This window comes from Amorphus orientalis (assembly GCF_030814015.1).
GTDB classification, from domain to species: domain Bacteria; phylum Pseudomonadota; class Alphaproteobacteria; order Rhizobiales; family Amorphaceae; genus Amorphus; species Amorphus orientalis.
On record NZ_JAUSUL010000001.1, the window covers coordinates 977,820 to 993,960 of the forward strand.

Sequence of the window (16,141 nt, forward strand, 5' to 3'; positions counted from 1 at the left end):
GTGCGGCCGGTCCGGTCGCACGGGTCGCTCATTACCGGTCGGCCGGCGGTGCGACGATTATCCTCAGGACCCGAACAAGTCCCGCTCCACACCCGCCGTCTCGAACAGATAGTCGCGGCTGGCCTCGAGCTCATCGCGCAGGCGCGGAATGTTGAAGCCGACGACCTCGCCCTTCCACTTCTTGACCCGGCCGTCGACCATCACCGTGTCCACGTTGGAGCGCTCCATCAGCGTGGCCACGGCGCCCGGCACGTTGTTGAGCGGCGCCACGTTCAGGCTGGTGGCGTCCAGAAGGACCAGGTCCGCCGCCTTGCCCGGCGTCAGCGAGCCGGTCACGCCGTCGAGCTTGAGGCCCCGGGCGCCCTCGAGGGTGGCGAAGCGGATCACGTCGCGCGGCGTGAGCAGGGTCGGATAGTCTTCGCCGGCCAGCGCCTTTTCGTTGGCGAACATGCGCTGCAGCGTCATGGCCGACCGCATCTGCGTGAACGGATCGGCGGTCATCGTGCATTCCACGTCGCTGGAGAGCGAGGGCTGCATGCCGAGATCGAGAGCGGTCTGGATCGGCGGCGTTCCGTGCCGCATCTGCATCTCGATCGGAACCGAAAGCGAGACATGAGCCCCGGCGTCGGCAGCGGCCTGCCAGGCCATCTCGCTCATTCCCGTCATGTGGATGAAGATGTTGTCGGCGCCGAACTGGCCGCTCCGGGCGAGTTCGTCGAACGTGTCGGCCATGCCGAAGGTCCCGACCACGTGCAGCGCGATGGGCAGGCCGAGCTCGCGGCCGATTTCCCAGGCTGCCTCGTAGTTCGGGATGTAGATCTCGCCGCCCATCACCATGGTCAGGAGCTGGTCGTCCGACGAAAAAAACTGCTCGCGGAGGCGGCGAGCGTCCTGCGGATACCTCACATCGTCGCCCCAGCCCTCGAAGTAACCGAAGACGGACCGTCGCCCGGTATCGCGCAGCGCTTCGATGGCGGCGTCGGAGTGCTCGGGCGTGTGGTGGATCTGGCTGACGTCCATCACCGTGGTGACGCCCGCGTCGATCTGGGCGATGCCGGCGAACAGCTCGTTGATGTAGACGTCTTCGGGCCGGTAGATGACCGAGAACTTCTGCAGGATGGTGTCGTAGTAGTTCTGTTCGTTGGTCGGCCGGCCGTCATTGATCAGAATGCCGTCGGCCAGAAAGCTCCTGAGCGCCGTCTCGAACTGATGATGGTGGGTGTCGATGAAGCCCGGCATCACGATCATGCCGTCCGCGTCGACTACGGCGGCGTCGCTGCCCGCGTCGATGGAGGGTGCGATCTCCGCGATCTTGCCGTCGCGCACAAGCACGTCGGCCGCCGGAAAGTCGCCGACGTCGGGATCCATGGAGAGGACGGCGCCGCCCCGGATCAGCACCGGGCGGTCGGCCTGAGACGCCCAGTCCGGCAGCGCGCTTGACTGCTGTGCCGAAGCCTGGTTGCCGAGAGCCGGCAACGCCGCGGCGCCCGCCGCGACGGCGGCCGTTGTCTTCAGGAACCCGCGCCGGGTCGCCTGGGGTCCCCGGCCGGCCTTCGCGTCACATATCCTGCACATCGTTTCCTCCTGGCTTGTCTTCTTTGAAGTCGACGAGCCGGGCGGAAAGGCCGCCGGGCTCCGGCGTGCCCGACTGGCGGTCAGGTTTCGACCGATGGATAGTCCCTGCCTGTCCAGCCCTGCAGCTTCTGGGCGAACTCGCGCTGGAAGGCGAGGGGGCCATTCTCCTTCATGTAGGGCTCGTCGTAGATCCCGATGAAGATGGTCAGGTTCAGAAAGAAATGGGCCCCCATCTCGAACAGCGCCACGAAGTCGTGCTCGACCAGCGCCCGCCGCTCTTCCTCGGTGAAACCGTGCACGGTGGAGGCTTCGACGTCGTTGCCGATGAGCTTGGGACCTATCGACTGCTCCCAGGTGGCGACGAAATTCTTCGGGTCCTCGGCATAGCGCTGCAGGTGCTCGGGGTTTGCATCGGTCTGGTAGAGGAACTTGTTGACGTAGTACTTGCTCATGCCGCCTTCTCCTCGGCCTGGGCCTTCGGGTACCAGGTGATGTAGGCCTCCATGGTGTGGAACAGGTCGAGATTGTCGACATAGTCAGCCTGTTCCGGACCGGCGACGCCCAGCATCAGGATGAAGTTCAGAAAGCCATGGGTGGCGTTGCCGCTCTTTGCCATCGTCTCGTGGGTGACGTTGGCCAGGATCGCTTCGACGTCGCCGGCCCGCAGCCACTCGATCGCCTGGCGGTCGAACTCGGGGTCCGGCCCGGTTTCCATGAACTGGCGCGGCCCGCCGAGCTCCAGGGACAGGTGCCCGGTGCCGATCGCGGCCACCCGCTTGTCGGACGGATAGTCGTCGATCGCCTTCCGGATCGCCCGGCCGAGATCATAGAAGCGCTTCGGCGACGGCAGCGGCGGGGCGAAGATGTTGGTGTAGATCGGCACCACCGGGAGATCGTTGTCCGGGCGAACGGTGATGATGGGGCAGATGATGGAGTGATCGATCTTCAACTCGTTCGAGAAGGCGAAGTCGAACCCCTGATCCATCAGGTGCTGGTGCATGTAGCGCGACATGTCCATGTCGCCTTCCAGCACGTATTTCGGAATGCCGAATTCCCGCTCCTCGTTGTAGAACGTCGCGTCATAGCGTTCGGCCTTGCCGATCAGGAACTGCGGGCAGTTGTCCAGGAAGATCTGGTGGAAGTGGTCCGAGCCGACCATCACCAGAATGTCGGGTTTGGCGGCGGAAAGCGTCTCCCGGTACAGCTCTACCTTGCGCTTCCACTCCGGCGCCTGGGGAATCTGCTCCTCCGGCGGCATTGTGGTCGCCCGGAGGTAGAACGGGTGATGCGTGGACGCCAGTGTCGCAACAAGTTCTGCCAAGTCTTTCCCTCCTCCGTTCGGGTGAATGCTCACCCGCTCCAGCGATGCGGACCGGGTAGACCCGGATCCGTCCGATTTTGTCGGCCCCGTGCGTGGGGCAGTCTGTCAGTTGCCGATCACCGACTGCAGCACGGGGTAGCGCTCGATCGACTGACCGATACGCGCCGCGACCATCCGCAGGGTCGGCAGCCGCTCCGCCACAAGCGATTCCGGCGTCACCATGCCGGTGTAGCCGGACGTGTTCAGGGCGGCGACGGTCCGCCCGTCGACGCCGCGGACGGGAACGGCCAGCGCCGTGATGCCGTAGTCGAGCTGGTCGACCGTGGTCGCGTAGCCCGCTTCCCGGACGGCCAGAATCTCGCGATGGAGTTCCGCCGGGTCAGTGAGCGACTTTGTCGTCAGCGCCTGCGGCTGGACCGTGGCGATGTAGTCCTCGAGCTCGCAGTCCGGCAGACCGGCAAGCAGCACGCGTCCGAGCGAGGTCGCGCAGGCCGGATAGCGGGCGCCGACGACCGCGGCCGCGCGGCGCTGACGCTGCACGGTGTTGTGGGCGATGTAGATGACGTCGTGACCGTCGAGCGTGCCGACCGAAGAGGCGTCCCCGAAGCGCTGGACAAGTTCGCGCAGTTCCGGCTGCATGACCTCGTCCAGACGCGACGCGAAATAGAAAGCCGAACCGAGGGTCATCACGCGCGGACGCAGGTGAAAACGCTTGTTGCGCTGTCCGACGTAGCCGAGAGTCTGAAGGGTGATCAGGCTGCGACGGGCCGCGGCCGGTGACAGATTTACGCGACGGGCGACCTCGCTCAGCGTCATCTCCGGATGGGCGGCGTCAAAGCACTCCAGGATGGCCAATCCCTTGGCCAGGGCCTCGACGAACTCCGAGGGCCGGACGGGCTCCTCCACCGGGATCGCCTCGCTCAACGCCACCTGTTCATCCCCCTTCGACTGCGGATCCCGGCCGCGTTTCCCGCAGAAAGCGGAGGTTCTGGGCGGAGAGGCAACTGTCGAACCGGGGTCGCGCCTGCTCCCTCGCCGCTCGGCCGGGACGGCCAATGCCGCTTGACGCCAAGCTAGTGGACGTCTAATTTTTCGGCAAGAGCAAATTTTTTCGCAGTGCGAAAACGGAGTTCAGGATGCGCATCGGGAAGCAGGATCAAGCCTTTACGGCGATTGCCACGTCTGACGCGGACTCGATCACCGTGCGGGGCTTCGATTTGTGCGATGACCTGATCGGCAAGATCGACATGACCGACTATTTCTGGCTGCTGGTGACCGGGGAGAGGGCCAACGAGCAGCAGCGCGTCATGATGAACGCCTGCCTCGTGTCGATTGCCGAACATGGCCTGGTGCCGAGCGTGCAGGCCGCCCGCATGACGCTCGCCGCCGCGCCGGAGGCCTATCAGGGCGCAATGAGCGCCGGCATCCTGGGCATGGGCTCGGTCGTCGCCGGCAGTTCCGAAGTTGCCGGCACCTATCTCCACGAGGTGCTGGAGGCCGGCCGGAAGAGCGGCGATCTCGAAGCGGCTGCCAAGGAAAGCCTGGAAGGCCTGAAGGCCGCGAAGAAGAAGGTGCCCGGTCTCGGCCATCCGCAGCACTCCACCGGCGACCCGCGCGCCAACCGCCTTCTTGCGGTCGCCGACGAACAGAAGCTGACCGGCGACTACATCGAAACGCTGCAGATCCTCGCGCGTCTCGCGCCCGACATCATGGGCCGGCCGCTGCCGATCAACGTTTCGGGCGCGATCCCGGCAACGATTCTGGACGCCGGCTGGCCGGTGCAGGCGATCAAAGCGATCCCGATCCTGGCCCGCACGGCCGGGCTTGCCGCCCACCTCCTGGAGGAATCCCAGCGTTCCATCGGCTTCATCATGTCAAACCAGGCCGATCTGGCCATCGCGTATGACGGCAAGCCGTCCAATAAGACGGCGTGAGGAGGCAGCCCCGATGCAGATCCTGAAGAACATCCGCGTCATCGAACTGGGCACCTACATCACAGGGCCGGCGGCCGGCATGCATCTGGCCGATCTGGGCGCGGACGTGATCAAGGTGGAGCGACCCGGCTCCGGCGATCCGTTCCGGGCCTTCAAGGGCGGGCTCTATTCGCCGCACTACCAGACCTACAACCGGAACAAGCGCTCCATCGCCCTCGATACGAAGGACGAGGACGATCTCAAGGTCTTCAACGAACTGATCGCCGGGGCGGACGTGTTCATCCAGAACTTCCGTCCGGGCGTGGCCGACAAGCTCAATGTCGGGGAAGACACCCTGCGTGCGATCAATCCGAAGATCATCTATTGCGCCATTTCCGGCTTCGGTCAGAGCGGCCCGGCGAAGGACCGGCCTGCCTACGACACCGTTGCCCAGGCTGCGAGCGGGTTCCTGCGACTGGTCACGCCCCCGGAAAATCCCCGGGTGATCGGTCCGGCCATTGCCGACGCCATCACCGGCCAATACGCGGCGATGGGCATTCTGGCCGCGCTTCTGGAGCGTCATGATACCGGCACGGGCCGGCGTCTCGACATCTCGATGCTGGAGGCGATGACCCATTTCAACCTCGACAGCTTCACCCACTATTTCAGCATGGGCGAGGTGATGGGTCCGCTGTCCCGGCCGGTGGTGTCGCAGTCGTACACGTTCGAGTGCGCTGACGGGAAATGGATCGCCATCCACCTGTCGTCGCCGACGAAGTTCTGGGAAGGCCTTCTGGAGGCAACGGGCAAGCAGGAGCTCAACGAGGATCCGCGCTTCAACGAGCGCCTTTCCCGGATCGAGCATCAGGACGACCTGATCGAGATCTTCACGCCGGTCTTCAAGTCGGAGTCCAGAGATGTGTGGTGCGAGCGGCTCCTGGCCAACGAGGTCCCGCATTCGCCTGCCTACGATTCCGACGAGGCGCTGGAGGATCCCCAGGCCAAGCATCTCGGCATCGAAGTGAGTGCCACCCACGCGGAAATGGGTGAGTTCCGCACCGTCCGGCCGCCGTACAGCTTCGATGGCGAGGCGGCGAAGACCGTCCTGCCGCCGCCGACGCTGGACGAGCACGGCGCGCAAATTCGCCAGGAACTGGCGCAGCGAAAAGCGGGCTAACCGCAAGCCACTAGGGGAGGAGCAGGGTGCAGGAGGAAACAACGCCTCAGGCCTTGCCGGTCGACGATGTCATGGCCGCCAGCAAGGAGATGCTGCAGAAGCAGCTCTATGTGATCTTCACCACGCCGGTGGACGGGATCGGCCCCGTTCTGGCGTGCCTGGAAGAACATCTGGCGTTTCAGGTCGCGCTGGAGACCGACGGCATCCTGTTCGCGGCCGGTCCGATGTGGACCGATGACGAACAGAGCTGGGAGGGCGACGGGATGGTGGTCGTCCGGGCAGCATCGCGCGCGGAAGCCATCGAAATCGCCGAACGAGATCCCATGCACATCAAGGGCGCGCGCTCATTCCGGGTGCGCCCGTGGATGATCAACGAGGGGACGATGACGATCCGGCTGGACCATTCCAGCCAGACCTACAGAATTCTTTGAACCAAAGAGGGAGGACTCGATGAAACCCATTTTCGCTCTGCTCGTGGCAGGTGCCACGGCGCTGCCGATGTCCGCATCGGCCCAGGAGACCATCAATCTGACCGTGGCTTCCAGCCATCCGCTGGTGGTCCCTTGGGTCGGGATGATCAAGTCGCACTTCATGGCGAGGACCGACGAGATCCTGGCTGAGACCGGCAACTACGAGATCCAGTGGAACGAGGCGTTCGGCGGCCAGCTCTACAAGGCGAACGCGACGCTGACCTCGGTGGAGGAAGGCATCACCGACATCGGCTGGGTCTTCTCCTTCCTTGAGCCGGCGAAGCTGCCGCTCAGCCAAGCCTCCAGCTACGCCCCGTTCGCGACCGCCAATCCGCCGGTCCAGCTCGAGGTGATGCAGGAGCTGTTCGAGACCAACGAGGCCTTCCGTGAGGAGTGGGAACAGTACAATCTGAAAGTGCTCGGCTTCACCGGCACCGATATGTACGACATCTACACCAAGGAGCCGCTGGAAGGCATCGACGACATCAACGGCATGAAGCTTTCCGCACCCGGCGTGCTGGGCAACTGGCTCCGCGGCACCGGGGCGAACGCCGTCGATGGTGCGTTGACCACCTATTACACCGACATCCAGACCGGCGTTTCCGACGGCACGCTCTCGCTGGCCCTCGGGATCCTGCCGACCAAGGTCTACGAGGTGGCGCCGTACATCAACCGCTTCGACGCCGGTGTCGCCTTCTCCGGCGCGGTGGCCATCAATCGCGACGTCTGGGACAGCCTTCCCGAAGAAGTCCAGAACGCGATGGTCGAGGCCGGCGAATACTACACCGAGGCCCATGGCAAGGACCTTCTGGAGCGGCACGAGTTTGCCCTGAACAAGATGGTCGAGCTCGGCGCCGACCAGGATCCGCCTGTCCAGATCATCGAGATGCCGCAGGAAGAGCGGGCGAAGTGGGTGAACATGCTGCCCGACATCGCCGGCGAATGGGCTGAAGGCCTGGAGGCGCAGGGCGTCCCGGCCGAAGCGTTCCTGGCCGCCTACATGGATGGCCTGCGCGAGCGCGGCGAAGAGCCCGTGCGCGACTGGGACAAGTAAGCCGCTTCCGAAAGTCAGGACGGGCCGGGTCAGATGGCAGCCAATCCCGAGAAAGCGACCGTCTCCGCCGAGCGGAGGCGGTCGCCGATCGAAATCGCCTGGGCCTGGCTCGTTGAGGGCCTGGCCGCAGTCGGAACCGTGATGATCTGCATCCTCATGGGGATCATCTGTGCCGATATCGTCGCACGCAACGCGATGGGATCGTCGCTCCCGCTGATCTCCGAGCTCGGCGCGCTGCTTCTGGTGATGATCGTCGCCCTTCAATTCGCAGCCACCGTGCGCGCCGACCGACTGGCGCGCACGGAAATCTTCTTCGTGACGTTCCGTGACCGCTATCCGCGCGGCGGAGCCTTTCTTTCCGCGCTTTTCAATCTTGTCGGAGCCCTGATGATCGGCGGCATCGCATGGGCGACGGTCCACATTCTCCAGAAGGACCTCGATTCGGGCGAGTTCATCGGCGTGCCCGGTATCGCCACGCTTCCGGTCTGGCCGTTCCGCGTCTTCATCCTGATCGGCATGACGATCACCGCGCTCGAATTCGCCCGTCAGATGGTGGCCGACCTCTGGCGCCTGGTGAGCGGGAGGGCCGCGGCGTGAGTCCTTTGGAAATCGGCGGCTTCGCCGTCCTCGGCCTTCTGGTCTTCATCTATCTGGGCATGCCCATCGGGATCGGCATGCTGGCCGTCTCGTTCGTCGGCGTTGCCTTCATCCGCAACGACCTCGTCGCCATGCGCATGCTCGGTGCCGTGGCCAACGATTCCCTGCGCGAATATCTCTTCGCGGTCGTGCCGCTGTTCGTGCTGATGGGGCTTCTGGTCACCGTATCGGGGGTCGGCAAGGACACGTTCGACGTCTTCGAGCGATTGCTCAGGAAGCTGACCGCCGGGCTCGGCATTGCCACGGTCTTCGCCAACGCGGTCTTCGCCTCCATCACCGGCATCTCGATCGCCTCTGCCACGGTGTTCAGCCGGGTCGCGGTGCCGGAGATGACCCGCCACGGCTACACCAAGAAGTTCGCCACCGGCGTCGTCGCAGGATCCTCTGTGCTGGGCATGCTGATCCCGCCATCGCTGCTGATGATCGTGTACGCGGTGCTTGCCGAAGAGTCGGTCGGTCGGATGTTCCTGGCCGGCATCGGTCCCGGCATCCTGCTGGCGGTCGCCTTCTCCGTGACGATCGTCCTGCTCGCGCGGACCCGGAAGAAATTCGTCTTCGACAATCCAGACGACACCGAAACCTACACCGACATTTCCGGTCTCTCCGTCCTCCGCAAGGCGGTGCCGATCGGAGCGCTGATGCTGGTGGTGCTGGGCGGTCTCTATGGCGGGTTTCTCAACCCGACGGAAGCCGGCGCGGCCGGTGCGTTCGGAGCGCTCGTCATCGCCATCCTGCGCCGGTCGCTGCCGCCGCGCGTGTTCTGGAACCTGCTGGTGGAGACCGGGCAGATCACTGTCTCGGTGCTGATCCTGATCCTGGCCGCAACGTTCTTCAGCCGGATGCTGGCCCTGTCGGGCGTGCCGCGGGAGCTGGCAGAATTTTTCCTGGAGGGGCCGATCGGTCCCTACGGTTTCCTGCTGGTCTATCTGCTTCTGATCATCGCGCTCGGGATGCTGATCGATTCCATTTCGATCATGCTCATCCTGCTGCCGATCGCGCTGCCGGTCGCGGAGGCTGCGAACTTCGACATGATCTGGTTCGGCGTGCTCACGGTGGTAGCCGTGGAGATCGGGCTCCTGACCCCGCCCTTCGGGTTATCCATCTATACGATCAAGTCGGCGATGAACGATCCGGACCTCCCCGTCTCCGAGATCTTCCGCGGCGCTCTTCCGTTCGTTCTGGCGATGATGATGTCGCTGTTGATCCTGGTGATGGTGCCGTCGATCTCGACCTGGCTGGCCCGGCTCTAAAGCCCTTGTCGCTCAGACGGAGATATCTGGGCGACAAGGCGTAGCTGCGGGTTCGACTGCCTGGACCCAGTTCCCTTCGAACCGACGTCGCATGGCCGGCACCCGCCACGGTGCAGGCAGGCCAGCCGACAGCCGGTCAGCCCATCGCCAGGCGCGGCAGCCAGAGCACGATGGCGGGGAACGCGATCAGCAGGCCGATGGTGATGCCGTCGGCGATGAAGAACGGCGTGACGCCGCGGAACACGTCCTGGACCGACAGGTCTTCGCGCACGCCGGCCACGACGAAACAGTTCAGGCCTATCGGTGGCGTGATCAGACAGAACTCCGCCATCTTGACCACCAGGATGCCGAACCAGACGGCGCACAGCGGACCGCTCATACCGAAGGCGGAATCTTCCGCGGCGACACCCATACCGCCGTTCAGCGCCATCACGGCGGGGAACACGACCGGCAGCGTGAGCAGCATCATGCCGATGGCATCCATGAACATGCCGAGGACGGCATAGGCCAGCAGGATCAGGACCAGGGTCATCCAGGGAGACTGGTCGAGACCGGAGATCCAGTCGGCGAAGGCCGTGGGAAGCTGGGCGAAGCCCAGGAACCGGACATAGATCAGCACGCCCCAGATGATCGTGAAGATCATGATGGAGAGCTTGGCGGTTTCCAGGAGCGCGGAGCGGAATTCGGGCCAGCGCATGCCATGCCAGACGGCCATGCAGAAGATCACGAACGCGCCGATCGCGCCGCCTTCCGTCGGCGTTCCCCACGCATTTCCGCCGAACGGGTTGTAGACGAACAGGATGATAAGGGCGACGACGGCGATGACCGGAAGAACGGGGGGCAGGGACCGCAGACGCGCGCCCCAGCCGAAGCCGCCGACCGGAGGCCCGAAGCCCTTGATCACGATCGCGAGCCCGACGACCAGCCCGCCGTAGATCAGCGCCGAGAAGAGGCCGGGCAGGAAGCCCGCCAGGAGCAGCATGCCCACGTCCTGCTCGACGATGATGGCGTAGATCACCAGGATCGCAGAGGGCGGGATCAGCGAGGCGAGCGTGCCGCCCGCCGCGACCACGCCGGCAGCGAAGCGCTTGTCGTAGCCGATTGCCAGCATCTCAGGGATCGCGACACGCGCGAACACGGCCGACGTGGCGATCGAGGCGCCGGAGACGGCGGCGAATCCGGCGGTGGAGAAGATGGTCGCGACCGCAAGGCCGCCCGGCAGCCAGCCCATCCAGCGCTTGGCCGCTTCGAACAGCGCCCGGGTCAGGCCGGCATAGTAGGCGAGATAGCCGATCAGGATGAAGGTCGGGATCAGCGAGAGGGCCTGGCTCGACACCTTGGAGTGGGGAACCTGTCCGGCAGTCTTGGTGGCGATCTCGATGGCCCAGCCAAGCTCGCCGGAATCGTAGCCCTTCTTGGACCAGAAGATCCAGACAAGCCCGATCAGGCCGGCAATCGCGGCGGCGAACGCCACCCGCATTCCGATCACGACCAGCACGAGAAGCCCGGCGGTGACGTAGATGCCGATTTCGATCGGTTCCATTTCTAGGCGTCCTTGCTGCCCGCCGCGGACGCGGACGAGCTCTGATCGGAAAGCGCCGAGGCTTCTTTCTCGGCCTGGGCCGCCGCGTCCTCGATCAGCGGCACGGCGACGGGCTTGTCGGTGTTCTCCGCGATGGCGCGGACATAGCCCCACAGCTGGAGCACGAGGCGCACGCACATGACGGCGAAGGCAAGCGGCACGATCAGCTTGGCCGGCCAGATCGGGAGCGCGATGTCGATGGTGGAATCCCGTGACCAGAGGGGAGCCGCAAAGTCGAACGAGCGCAGGAAGTGGGACCAGGATCCCCAGACCAGAAGCATCATCAGAAGCAGGATGAAGAAGGTCGTGATGAATTCCGCGATCCAGAGTGCCCGGCCGTGCAGGGTGCCGACCACGATGTCCATCCGGATGTGGCCGCCGAGCCGCTGGACGTAGGCGATGCCGGTGATGGCGATGAGCGGCATCACCTGTTCGATCCAGTCGACATATCCGGGGACGGGCTGGTTGAAGAAGTTGCGCCCGGCGACCGAAATCACGGCCAGGATCATCAGGCCGAAAACCGACAGGCCGGAGATCAGGCCGAGAAAGCCTTCCAGCCGAAAAAGGGCACGGTCCAGGCGCGACAACAGACTGTCGTCGGACAGGATGCTCGAAGAGCCTGCCATGATGGCTGACCTTGATTGAGAACGGAAAAGACCCCGCCCGGAAGCCGGACGGGGTCATATGTCAGAGACTTACTCGGTCGCGCCGCCGTGCTCGGCCTTGTAGGTCTCGATGAACTCGACCGTCTGGTCGTAGAGCTCCTGCGCCGGCAGGCCGCGCGCATTGTTCTCCTCGATCCAGGCCTGGGCGACCGGATCGGCCACACGACCGCGGAAGTCGGCGATCTCGTCCTCGTCGTAGGTGACGGTTTCGATGCCTTCCTCGTCGAGTTTGGGCTGCCAGCGGGCCATCGTGTTGTTCTGGTAGAAGTCGATGTAGTGGTTGAGAGCCTCGTCGACCGACCCGAGCAGGGCCTCGCGGTGCTCGTCCGACAGCGACTCAAGCGCGTCGGTGTTCACCACCACCGGGCAGTTCACCGTGCCGGGGTTGAGGTTGGTGGTCCACCACTGGCCGCCCTCGACGGTGCCGAAGGCGAGGTGGGCGTGCGGGGCGAAGGCCGCGCCCTGGATCACACCGGAATCCAGCGCCTGACGGACTTCCGTCGCCGACATGGAGGTCGGGACTGCGCCGACGCGCTCCATCGCCTCCCCGATGCCGCCGGTGGCGCGGACGGTGAAGCCGTCATAGTCCGACAGCGACGTGAGCGGCTCGCCCTTGCCGACGATGTTGTACTGGGGCATGGGCGACGGCATCAGCAGCGTCGCGTTCCAGCGGGCGAGATCCTTCTTCACCGCGGGGTGCTGATAGATCTCTTCCGACAGCGCGCGCTCCAGCTCCAGCGAGTCGACGCCGAGGAACGGCAGTTCCAGAACGGTGATGCTCGGGTTCTTGTCGCGATGGTAGCCGGCGCAGAACTGGGCCATCTCGAAGGCGCCGATGGACAGGCCGTCGAGATTTTCGCGGTTGTTGGACAGGCCGCCATAGGAAATGTTCAGGGTGAAGTCGCCGTTGGTCTTCTGGTCGACCAGCTCTGCGAGCTTTTCCACGTGCTCGGTGAAGGCGCGGCGCTTGCCCCAGAGCGACACGTTCCACTGTTCGGCGAACGCCGGCGCGACATAGAGCGTCGCGAAGGCGGCGGCGAGGGTGAGGGTAGTCGCTTTCTTCATGGTATCCTCCCAGGATTCATTCGAATTTCTTTTGCGGACTCTTATCGTCGGTGCGGAGCTCCTCCAATGAATCAAACCGCCGGCCGCTCAGGTCCTTGCCTGCGGATTTCCGCAGGGCCGTCGCGGGCTCTATGCTGGTAGGGTCCAGCATGCCGCGTCGCGCAGCGAAAGTGCAACCTTAAGAGGATCGAAGCCGTGACCTCCCATGACGCATCGGCCGATCGGGCCGGGCCGTCCGGCCGGCTGCAAGGTCTCCGTCGCGCCGTATCGCGCTTTCGCCCGCCGCACATCCTGCCCGTAGCGGTTCTGCTGGTCGTGTTCGCCTGGTTGCTGATGGCGGTCGTTGTGCCCTATTTCCGGGCCGACGAACGAAGCCGCGCCTCCGGTCGGCTGCTGGTCTACGAGACCGGCCTTCGCTCGGAGATCGAGCGTTTCGAGCACCTGCCGTTCGTGCTGGCCAGCGATCCCCGTGTCGTCGAGGTAGCGCGGGGCGGCGACCCGGCGGCGCTTAACGCGCGGCTCGAGACGTTTGCCGATCGCGCGGGCATCGAAGCCATCTATCTGATGGACCTGGACGGACAGACGATCGCCGCCTCCAACTATCGCGACGCCGGCTCCTATGTCGGGCAGAACTACAGCTTCCGGCCCTATTTCAAGGAGGCGAAGGCCGGCGGTACGGGGCATTTCTTTGGGGTTGGAGCCACGACCCGCCGTCCCGGTTACTTCATTGCCGTTCCCGTGCGCGACGCAGCGGACAGCGTCGTCGGGGTGATCGCGGTCAAGGTCGGTCTGCAGCAGCTGGAAACATCCTGGAATCAGAGCGGTGACGCCATCCTGGTCACCAACCGGGACGGGGTCGTCGTGCTCGCATCCCAGCCCGAGTGGCGCTACCGGACGATTGACGGGACGACCGATGCCCAACTTCAGCGGATCCGCGACAATCGCCAGTTCGGCGGCGCGGATCTGGAGATGTTCGGGGGCACCAGCGAGCAAGGGGTCGCGGTTCCGCGGGAGTTTGCCAACGCCATCCACCTGACCAGCGCGAACCTGCCCCATGGATGGGCGCTGCATTATCTCGCCGACGATCAGGAGGCCCGGACCCGGGCCTGGCTGGTGGCGGCCGGCGCGCTGGTGCTGGTCATGCTCAGCCTGCTGGCGGCGCAGCTTCTGAGAACAGCCCGCATCCGCCGCGCCCTCGGCCGGTCGGAGGCGGAGGAGGCGTCGCTGCGCAGGATGAACGAACGCCTGGAGCACGAAATCGAGGAACGCCGCGCGGCGGAAACGCGGCTCGAACAGACCCAGAGCGAGCTGCGCCGGGCGAGCCGGCTCGCGGCCCTCGGGCAGCTTGCCGCCTCCGTCAATCACGAGCTCGCCCAGCCGCTTGCGGCCATGCGCAACCAGCTCATGGCCCTCGATCTTGCCCGACAAAACGCGCAGTCTGACCAAAGCGCACCGGCTGCCGATCAGCGCATGCTCGGGCGCCTGTCGTCCCTCCTGGACCGGATGGAGGGCATTACCCGTCAGCTCAAATTCTTCAGCAAGCCGGGCGACGGCATGATGACGCGCATCGACCTGCGCGAGGCGGTCCCGGAAGCGCTGGCCCTGGTCCAGCCCAACATCGATGCGAACGAGGTGGTCGTCGAGGTGAACCTCCCCGAAACGCCGATCGCGATCCGCGGCAACCGGCTCCGGATCGAACAGGTTCTGGTCAATCTCCTGCGCAACGGTATCGACGCCATGGAGGAAAGCGACGACCGCCGGCTGCGTCTGGACCTCCAGAGCGACGGCGCATTCGGTCGGCTTCTGGTGAGCGACAGCGGCACCGGCCTCGGCGATCGCACGATGGACGAACTGGCCGAGCCGTTCGTCACCTCCCGCGCCTCCGGCAAAGGCATGGGGCTGGGCCTGTCGATCTCCCGCGAGATCGTGCGCGAACATGGCGGGACGCTGAGGGCCTGGAACGGCGGCTTCGGAGATGTGGGTGCCGTCGTCGAGGTCGCGCTGCCGCTGACCTTGGATACCGAACCGACATGATCGACGCGACCCGTCCTTCCGCTCCGCCCCGCCGCATTCTGGTGGTCGACGACGACGCAGGCATGCGGGATTCCCTTGAGGATCTGCTGTCGGCTGCCGGCTGGACCGTCACCACGTTCGGCCGGGCTGCAACCGCGCTGGCGAAGCTTCCGGAAGTCAATCCGGACGTGGTCCTGGCCGACGTGCGCATGCCGGGTATGTCCGGGCTGGAGCTCCTGCGGGAACTTGCCAAGCCCGAGATGCCACCTGTGGTGCTGATCTCCGCACACGGCGACATTCCCATGGCCGTGACCGCGGTCCAGGAAGGTGCCTACAGCTTCGTGGAGAAGCCCTACGAGCCGCATCGGCTGCTCAGCATCGTGCAGCATGCGGCCGACCAGTTCCGCATGGCGGCTGACACGAAGCGCCTGCGCGCCCGGCTGGCCAGCCTCTCCGGTCTCGACCGGGTGCTTCTCGGCCAGACCGAGGAGATCCGCACCCTGCGTCAGGACGTGCTGGACCTCGCAGAATCCGAAGCGCCGGTCCTCCTCGTGGGCGAGACGGGAACCGGAAAGGAACTGGTTGCCCGGGCCCTTCACGATCTCGGGGCACGGCCCGGCGGGCCGTTCGTCGCCATCAACTGCGCGACCCTCGAACAAGACCGGTTCGAGATGGAGATGTTCGGCGCAAAGGACGGCCCCCGGGGCTTTCTCGGCGAGGCCGACCGCGGATCTCTCTTTCTCGACGAGATCTGCAGTTGCCCGGAGCGGGTTCAGGCCAAGCTCCTCCGCGCGATCGAGACAGGCACCTTCAACCCCGTCGGGGCGGATAGCGGCGCCTCTTCGGATTTCCGCCTGATCTCCGCCTCTAATCTGGAGCCGGAGAAAGCGGTACGCGAGGGCCTTCTGCGCGCGGACGTCTTCTATCGCATCAACACATTCGTGCTGCGGCTGCCGCCGCTGCGCCAGCGGCTGGAAGACCTGCCGCTGCTCTACTCCCACTTTCTGGACGAGTTCGCGGCGGTCTACGAGATCGAGCCGCCCCAGACGAGCCACGAGGACATGGCAGCGCTTCTGGCTCACGACTGGCCGGGGAATGTCCGCGAACTCCGCCATGTCGCCGAGCGGCATGTGCTGGCGGCGCGCAGGGGACGCGGATCTGCGGCGGAGGCCATGTCGAACGATCAGCAGCGCTCCGAGTTTCCAGGAACGCTGCGGGAAGCCGTCGCGGCATTCGAGCGGGAAATGGTGGGGCGCGCGATCCGGGCCCATTCCGGCCGGATGGACGCCGCCGCGGAGGCGCTCGGTATCGGACGGCGGACGCTGAACGAGAAGATCGTCAAGCTCGGCCTTGACAAGGACAACTGGCTCTGACGGCACCGGCCAGGACCTGTGCCCTC

The 16,141-nt window shown here is 65.2% G+C and carries 15 protein-coding genes; 8 read left to right on the forward strand and 7 right to left on the reverse strand.

Annotated elements, in window-relative coordinates:
• Positions 1-63 precede the first annotated feature (63 nt).
• From J2S73_RS04395 to J2S73_RS04410, 4 genes are all read right to left on the reverse strand, one after another.
• Complete coding sequence (locus J2S73_RS04395; protein WP_306884208.1) at positions 64-1,575, reverse strand: amidohydrolase family protein; 1,512 nt, start codon at positions 1,573-1,575, stop codon at positions 64-66.
• 80 nt (positions 1,576-1,655) lie between these two features.
• A complete protein-coding gene (locus tag J2S73_RS04400) occupies positions 1,656-2,027 on the reverse strand; it encodes a hypothetical protein (protein ID WP_306884209.1) in 372 nt (123 codons plus the stop codon).
• Positions 2,024-2,896 (reverse strand): DODA-type extradiol aromatic ring-opening family dioxygenase, encoded by an 873-nt coding sequence (locus J2S73_RS04405; protein WP_306884210.1) that lies wholly within the window; start codon positions 2,894-2,896, stop codon positions 2,024-2,026. Before J2S73_RS04405 ends, J2S73_RS04400 begins: the two co-directional genes overlap by 4 nt.
• Positions 2,897-3,001: 105 nt before the next feature.
• Positions 3,002-3,826: an IclR family transcriptional regulator domain-containing protein gene (locus J2S73_RS04410; RefSeq protein WP_306884211.1), complete on the reverse strand. Its 825-nt coding sequence runs from the start codon at positions 3,824-3,826 to the stop codon at positions 3,002-3,004.
• Between the two features lie 206 nt (positions 3,827-4,032).
• Between J2S73_RS04410 and J2S73_RS04415 the strand changes: the two genes are divergently transcribed.
• The 6 genes from J2S73_RS04415 to J2S73_RS04440 are packed head-to-tail and all read left to right on the forward strand — an operon-like array spanning position 4,033 to position 9,417.
• Positions 4,033-4,830, forward strand: a complete 798-nt coding sequence (locus tag J2S73_RS04415; RefSeq protein WP_306884213.1) for a citryl-CoA lyase — start codon at positions 4,033-4,035, stop codon at positions 4,828-4,830.
• Positions 4,831-4,843: 13 nt separating this feature from the next.
• Positions 4,844-5,986, forward strand: a complete 1,143-nt coding sequence (locus J2S73_RS04420) for a CaiB/BaiF CoA transferase family protein (RefSeq protein ID WP_306884214.1) — start codon at positions 4,844-4,846, stop codon at positions 5,984-5,986.
• A 26-nt stretch (positions 5,987-6,012) separates the two neighbouring features.
• The gene (locus J2S73_RS04425) at positions 6,013-6,417 is read left to right on the forward strand and encodes a YciI family protein (protein ID WP_306884215.1); all 405 of its coding nucleotides are present in this window, start codon (positions 6,013-6,015) and stop codon (positions 6,415-6,417) included.
• Between the two features lie 19 nt (positions 6,418-6,436).
• Complete coding sequence (locus J2S73_RS04430) at positions 6,437-7,510, forward strand: C4-dicarboxylate TRAP transporter substrate-binding protein (RefSeq protein WP_306884216.1); 1,074 nt, start codon at positions 6,437-6,439, stop codon at positions 7,508-7,510.
• A gap of 33 nt (positions 7,511-7,543) precedes the next feature.
• Positions 7,544-8,107, forward strand: coding sequence for a TRAP transporter small permease subunit (locus J2S73_RS04435; protein WP_306884217.1), 564 nt, complete (start codon positions 7,544-7,546; stop codon positions 8,105-8,107).
• Positions 8,104-9,417: a TRAP transporter large permease gene (locus tag J2S73_RS04440; RefSeq protein ID WP_306884218.1), complete on the forward strand. Its 1,314-nt coding sequence runs from the start codon at positions 8,104-8,106 to the stop codon at positions 9,415-9,417. Before J2S73_RS04435 ends, J2S73_RS04440 begins: the two co-directional genes overlap by 4 nt.
• 136 nt (positions 9,418-9,553) lie before the next feature.
• On the opposite strand, the gene J2S73_RS04445 is transcribed toward J2S73_RS04440, so the two are convergent.
• From J2S73_RS04445 to J2S73_RS04455, 3 genes are all read right to left on the reverse strand, one after another.
• Positions 9,554-10,960, reverse strand: a complete 1,407-nt coding sequence (locus tag J2S73_RS04445) for a TRAP transporter large permease (RefSeq protein WP_306884219.1) — start codon at positions 10,958-10,960, stop codon at positions 9,554-9,556.
• A gap of 2 nt (positions 10,961-10,962) precedes the next feature.
• On the reverse strand, positions 10,963-11,625 hold the full coding sequence (locus J2S73_RS04450; RefSeq protein WP_306884220.1) for a TRAP transporter small permease subunit: 663 nt from the start codon (positions 11,623-11,625) through the stop codon (positions 10,963-10,965).
• A 69-nt stretch (positions 11,626-11,694) separates the two neighbouring features.
• The gene (locus tag J2S73_RS04455) at positions 11,695-12,729 is read right to left on the reverse strand and encodes a C4-dicarboxylate TRAP transporter substrate-binding protein (RefSeq protein ID WP_306884222.1); all 1,035 of its coding nucleotides are present in this window, start codon (positions 12,727-12,729) and stop codon (positions 11,695-11,697) included.
• A 195-nt stretch (positions 12,730-12,924) separates the two neighbouring features.
• On the opposite strand from J2S73_RS04455, the gene J2S73_RS04460 reads away from it, so the two are divergent.
• Complete coding sequence (locus J2S73_RS04460) at positions 12,925-14,763, forward strand: sensor histidine kinase (protein ID WP_306884223.1); 1,839 nt, start codon at positions 12,925-12,927, stop codon at positions 14,761-14,763.
• The gene (locus J2S73_RS04465) at positions 14,760-16,115 is read left to right on the forward strand and encodes a sigma-54-dependent transcriptional regulator (RefSeq protein ID WP_306884225.1); all 1,356 of its coding nucleotides are present in this window, start codon (positions 14,760-14,762) and stop codon (positions 16,113-16,115) included. The genes J2S73_RS04460 and J2S73_RS04465 overlap by 4 nt, the downstream gene beginning before the upstream one ends.
• The last annotated feature ends 26 nt before the right edge of the window (positions 16,116-16,141 follow it).

Bases quoted from the DNA above. Each gene is read 5' to 3' on its own strand.
- J2S73_RS04465 (WP_306884225.1), top strand. From the start codon at position 14,760: ATGATCGACGCGACCCGTCCTTCCGCTCCGCCCCGCCGCATTCTGGTG.
- J2S73_RS04395 (WP_306884208.1), bottom strand. From the start codon at position 1,575: ATGTGCAGGATATGTGACGCGAAGGCCGGCCGGGGACCCCAGGCGACC.
- J2S73_RS04450 (WP_306884220.1), bottom strand. From the start codon at position 11,625: ATGGCAGGCTCTTCGAGCATCCTGTCCGACGACAGTCTGTTGTCGCGC.
- J2S73_RS04415 (WP_306884213.1), top strand. From the start codon at position 4,033: ATGCGCATCGGGAAGCAGGATCAAGCCTTTACGGCGATTGCCACGTCT.
- J2S73_RS04435 (WP_306884217.1), top strand. From the start codon at position 7,544: ATGGCAGCCAATCCCGAGAAAGCGACCGTCTCCGCCGAGCGGAGGCGG.
- J2S73_RS04400 (WP_306884209.1), bottom strand. From the start codon at position 2,027: ATGAGCAAGTACTACGTCAACAAGTTCCTCTACCAGACCGATGCAAAC.
- J2S73_RS04455 (WP_306884222.1), bottom strand. From the start codon at position 12,729: ATGAAGAAAGCGACTACCCTCACCCTCGCCGCCGCCTTCGCGACGCTC.
- J2S73_RS04420 (WP_306884214.1), top strand. From the start codon at position 4,844: ATGCAGATCCTGAAGAACATCCGCGTCATCGAACTGGGCACCTACATC.
- J2S73_RS04445 (WP_306884219.1), bottom strand. From the start codon at position 10,960: ATGGAACCGATCGAAATCGGCATCTACGTCACCGCCGGGCTTCTCGTG.
- J2S73_RS04430 (WP_306884216.1), top strand. From the start codon at position 6,437: ATGAAACCCATTTTCGCTCTGCTCGTGGCAGGTGCCACGGCGCTGCCG.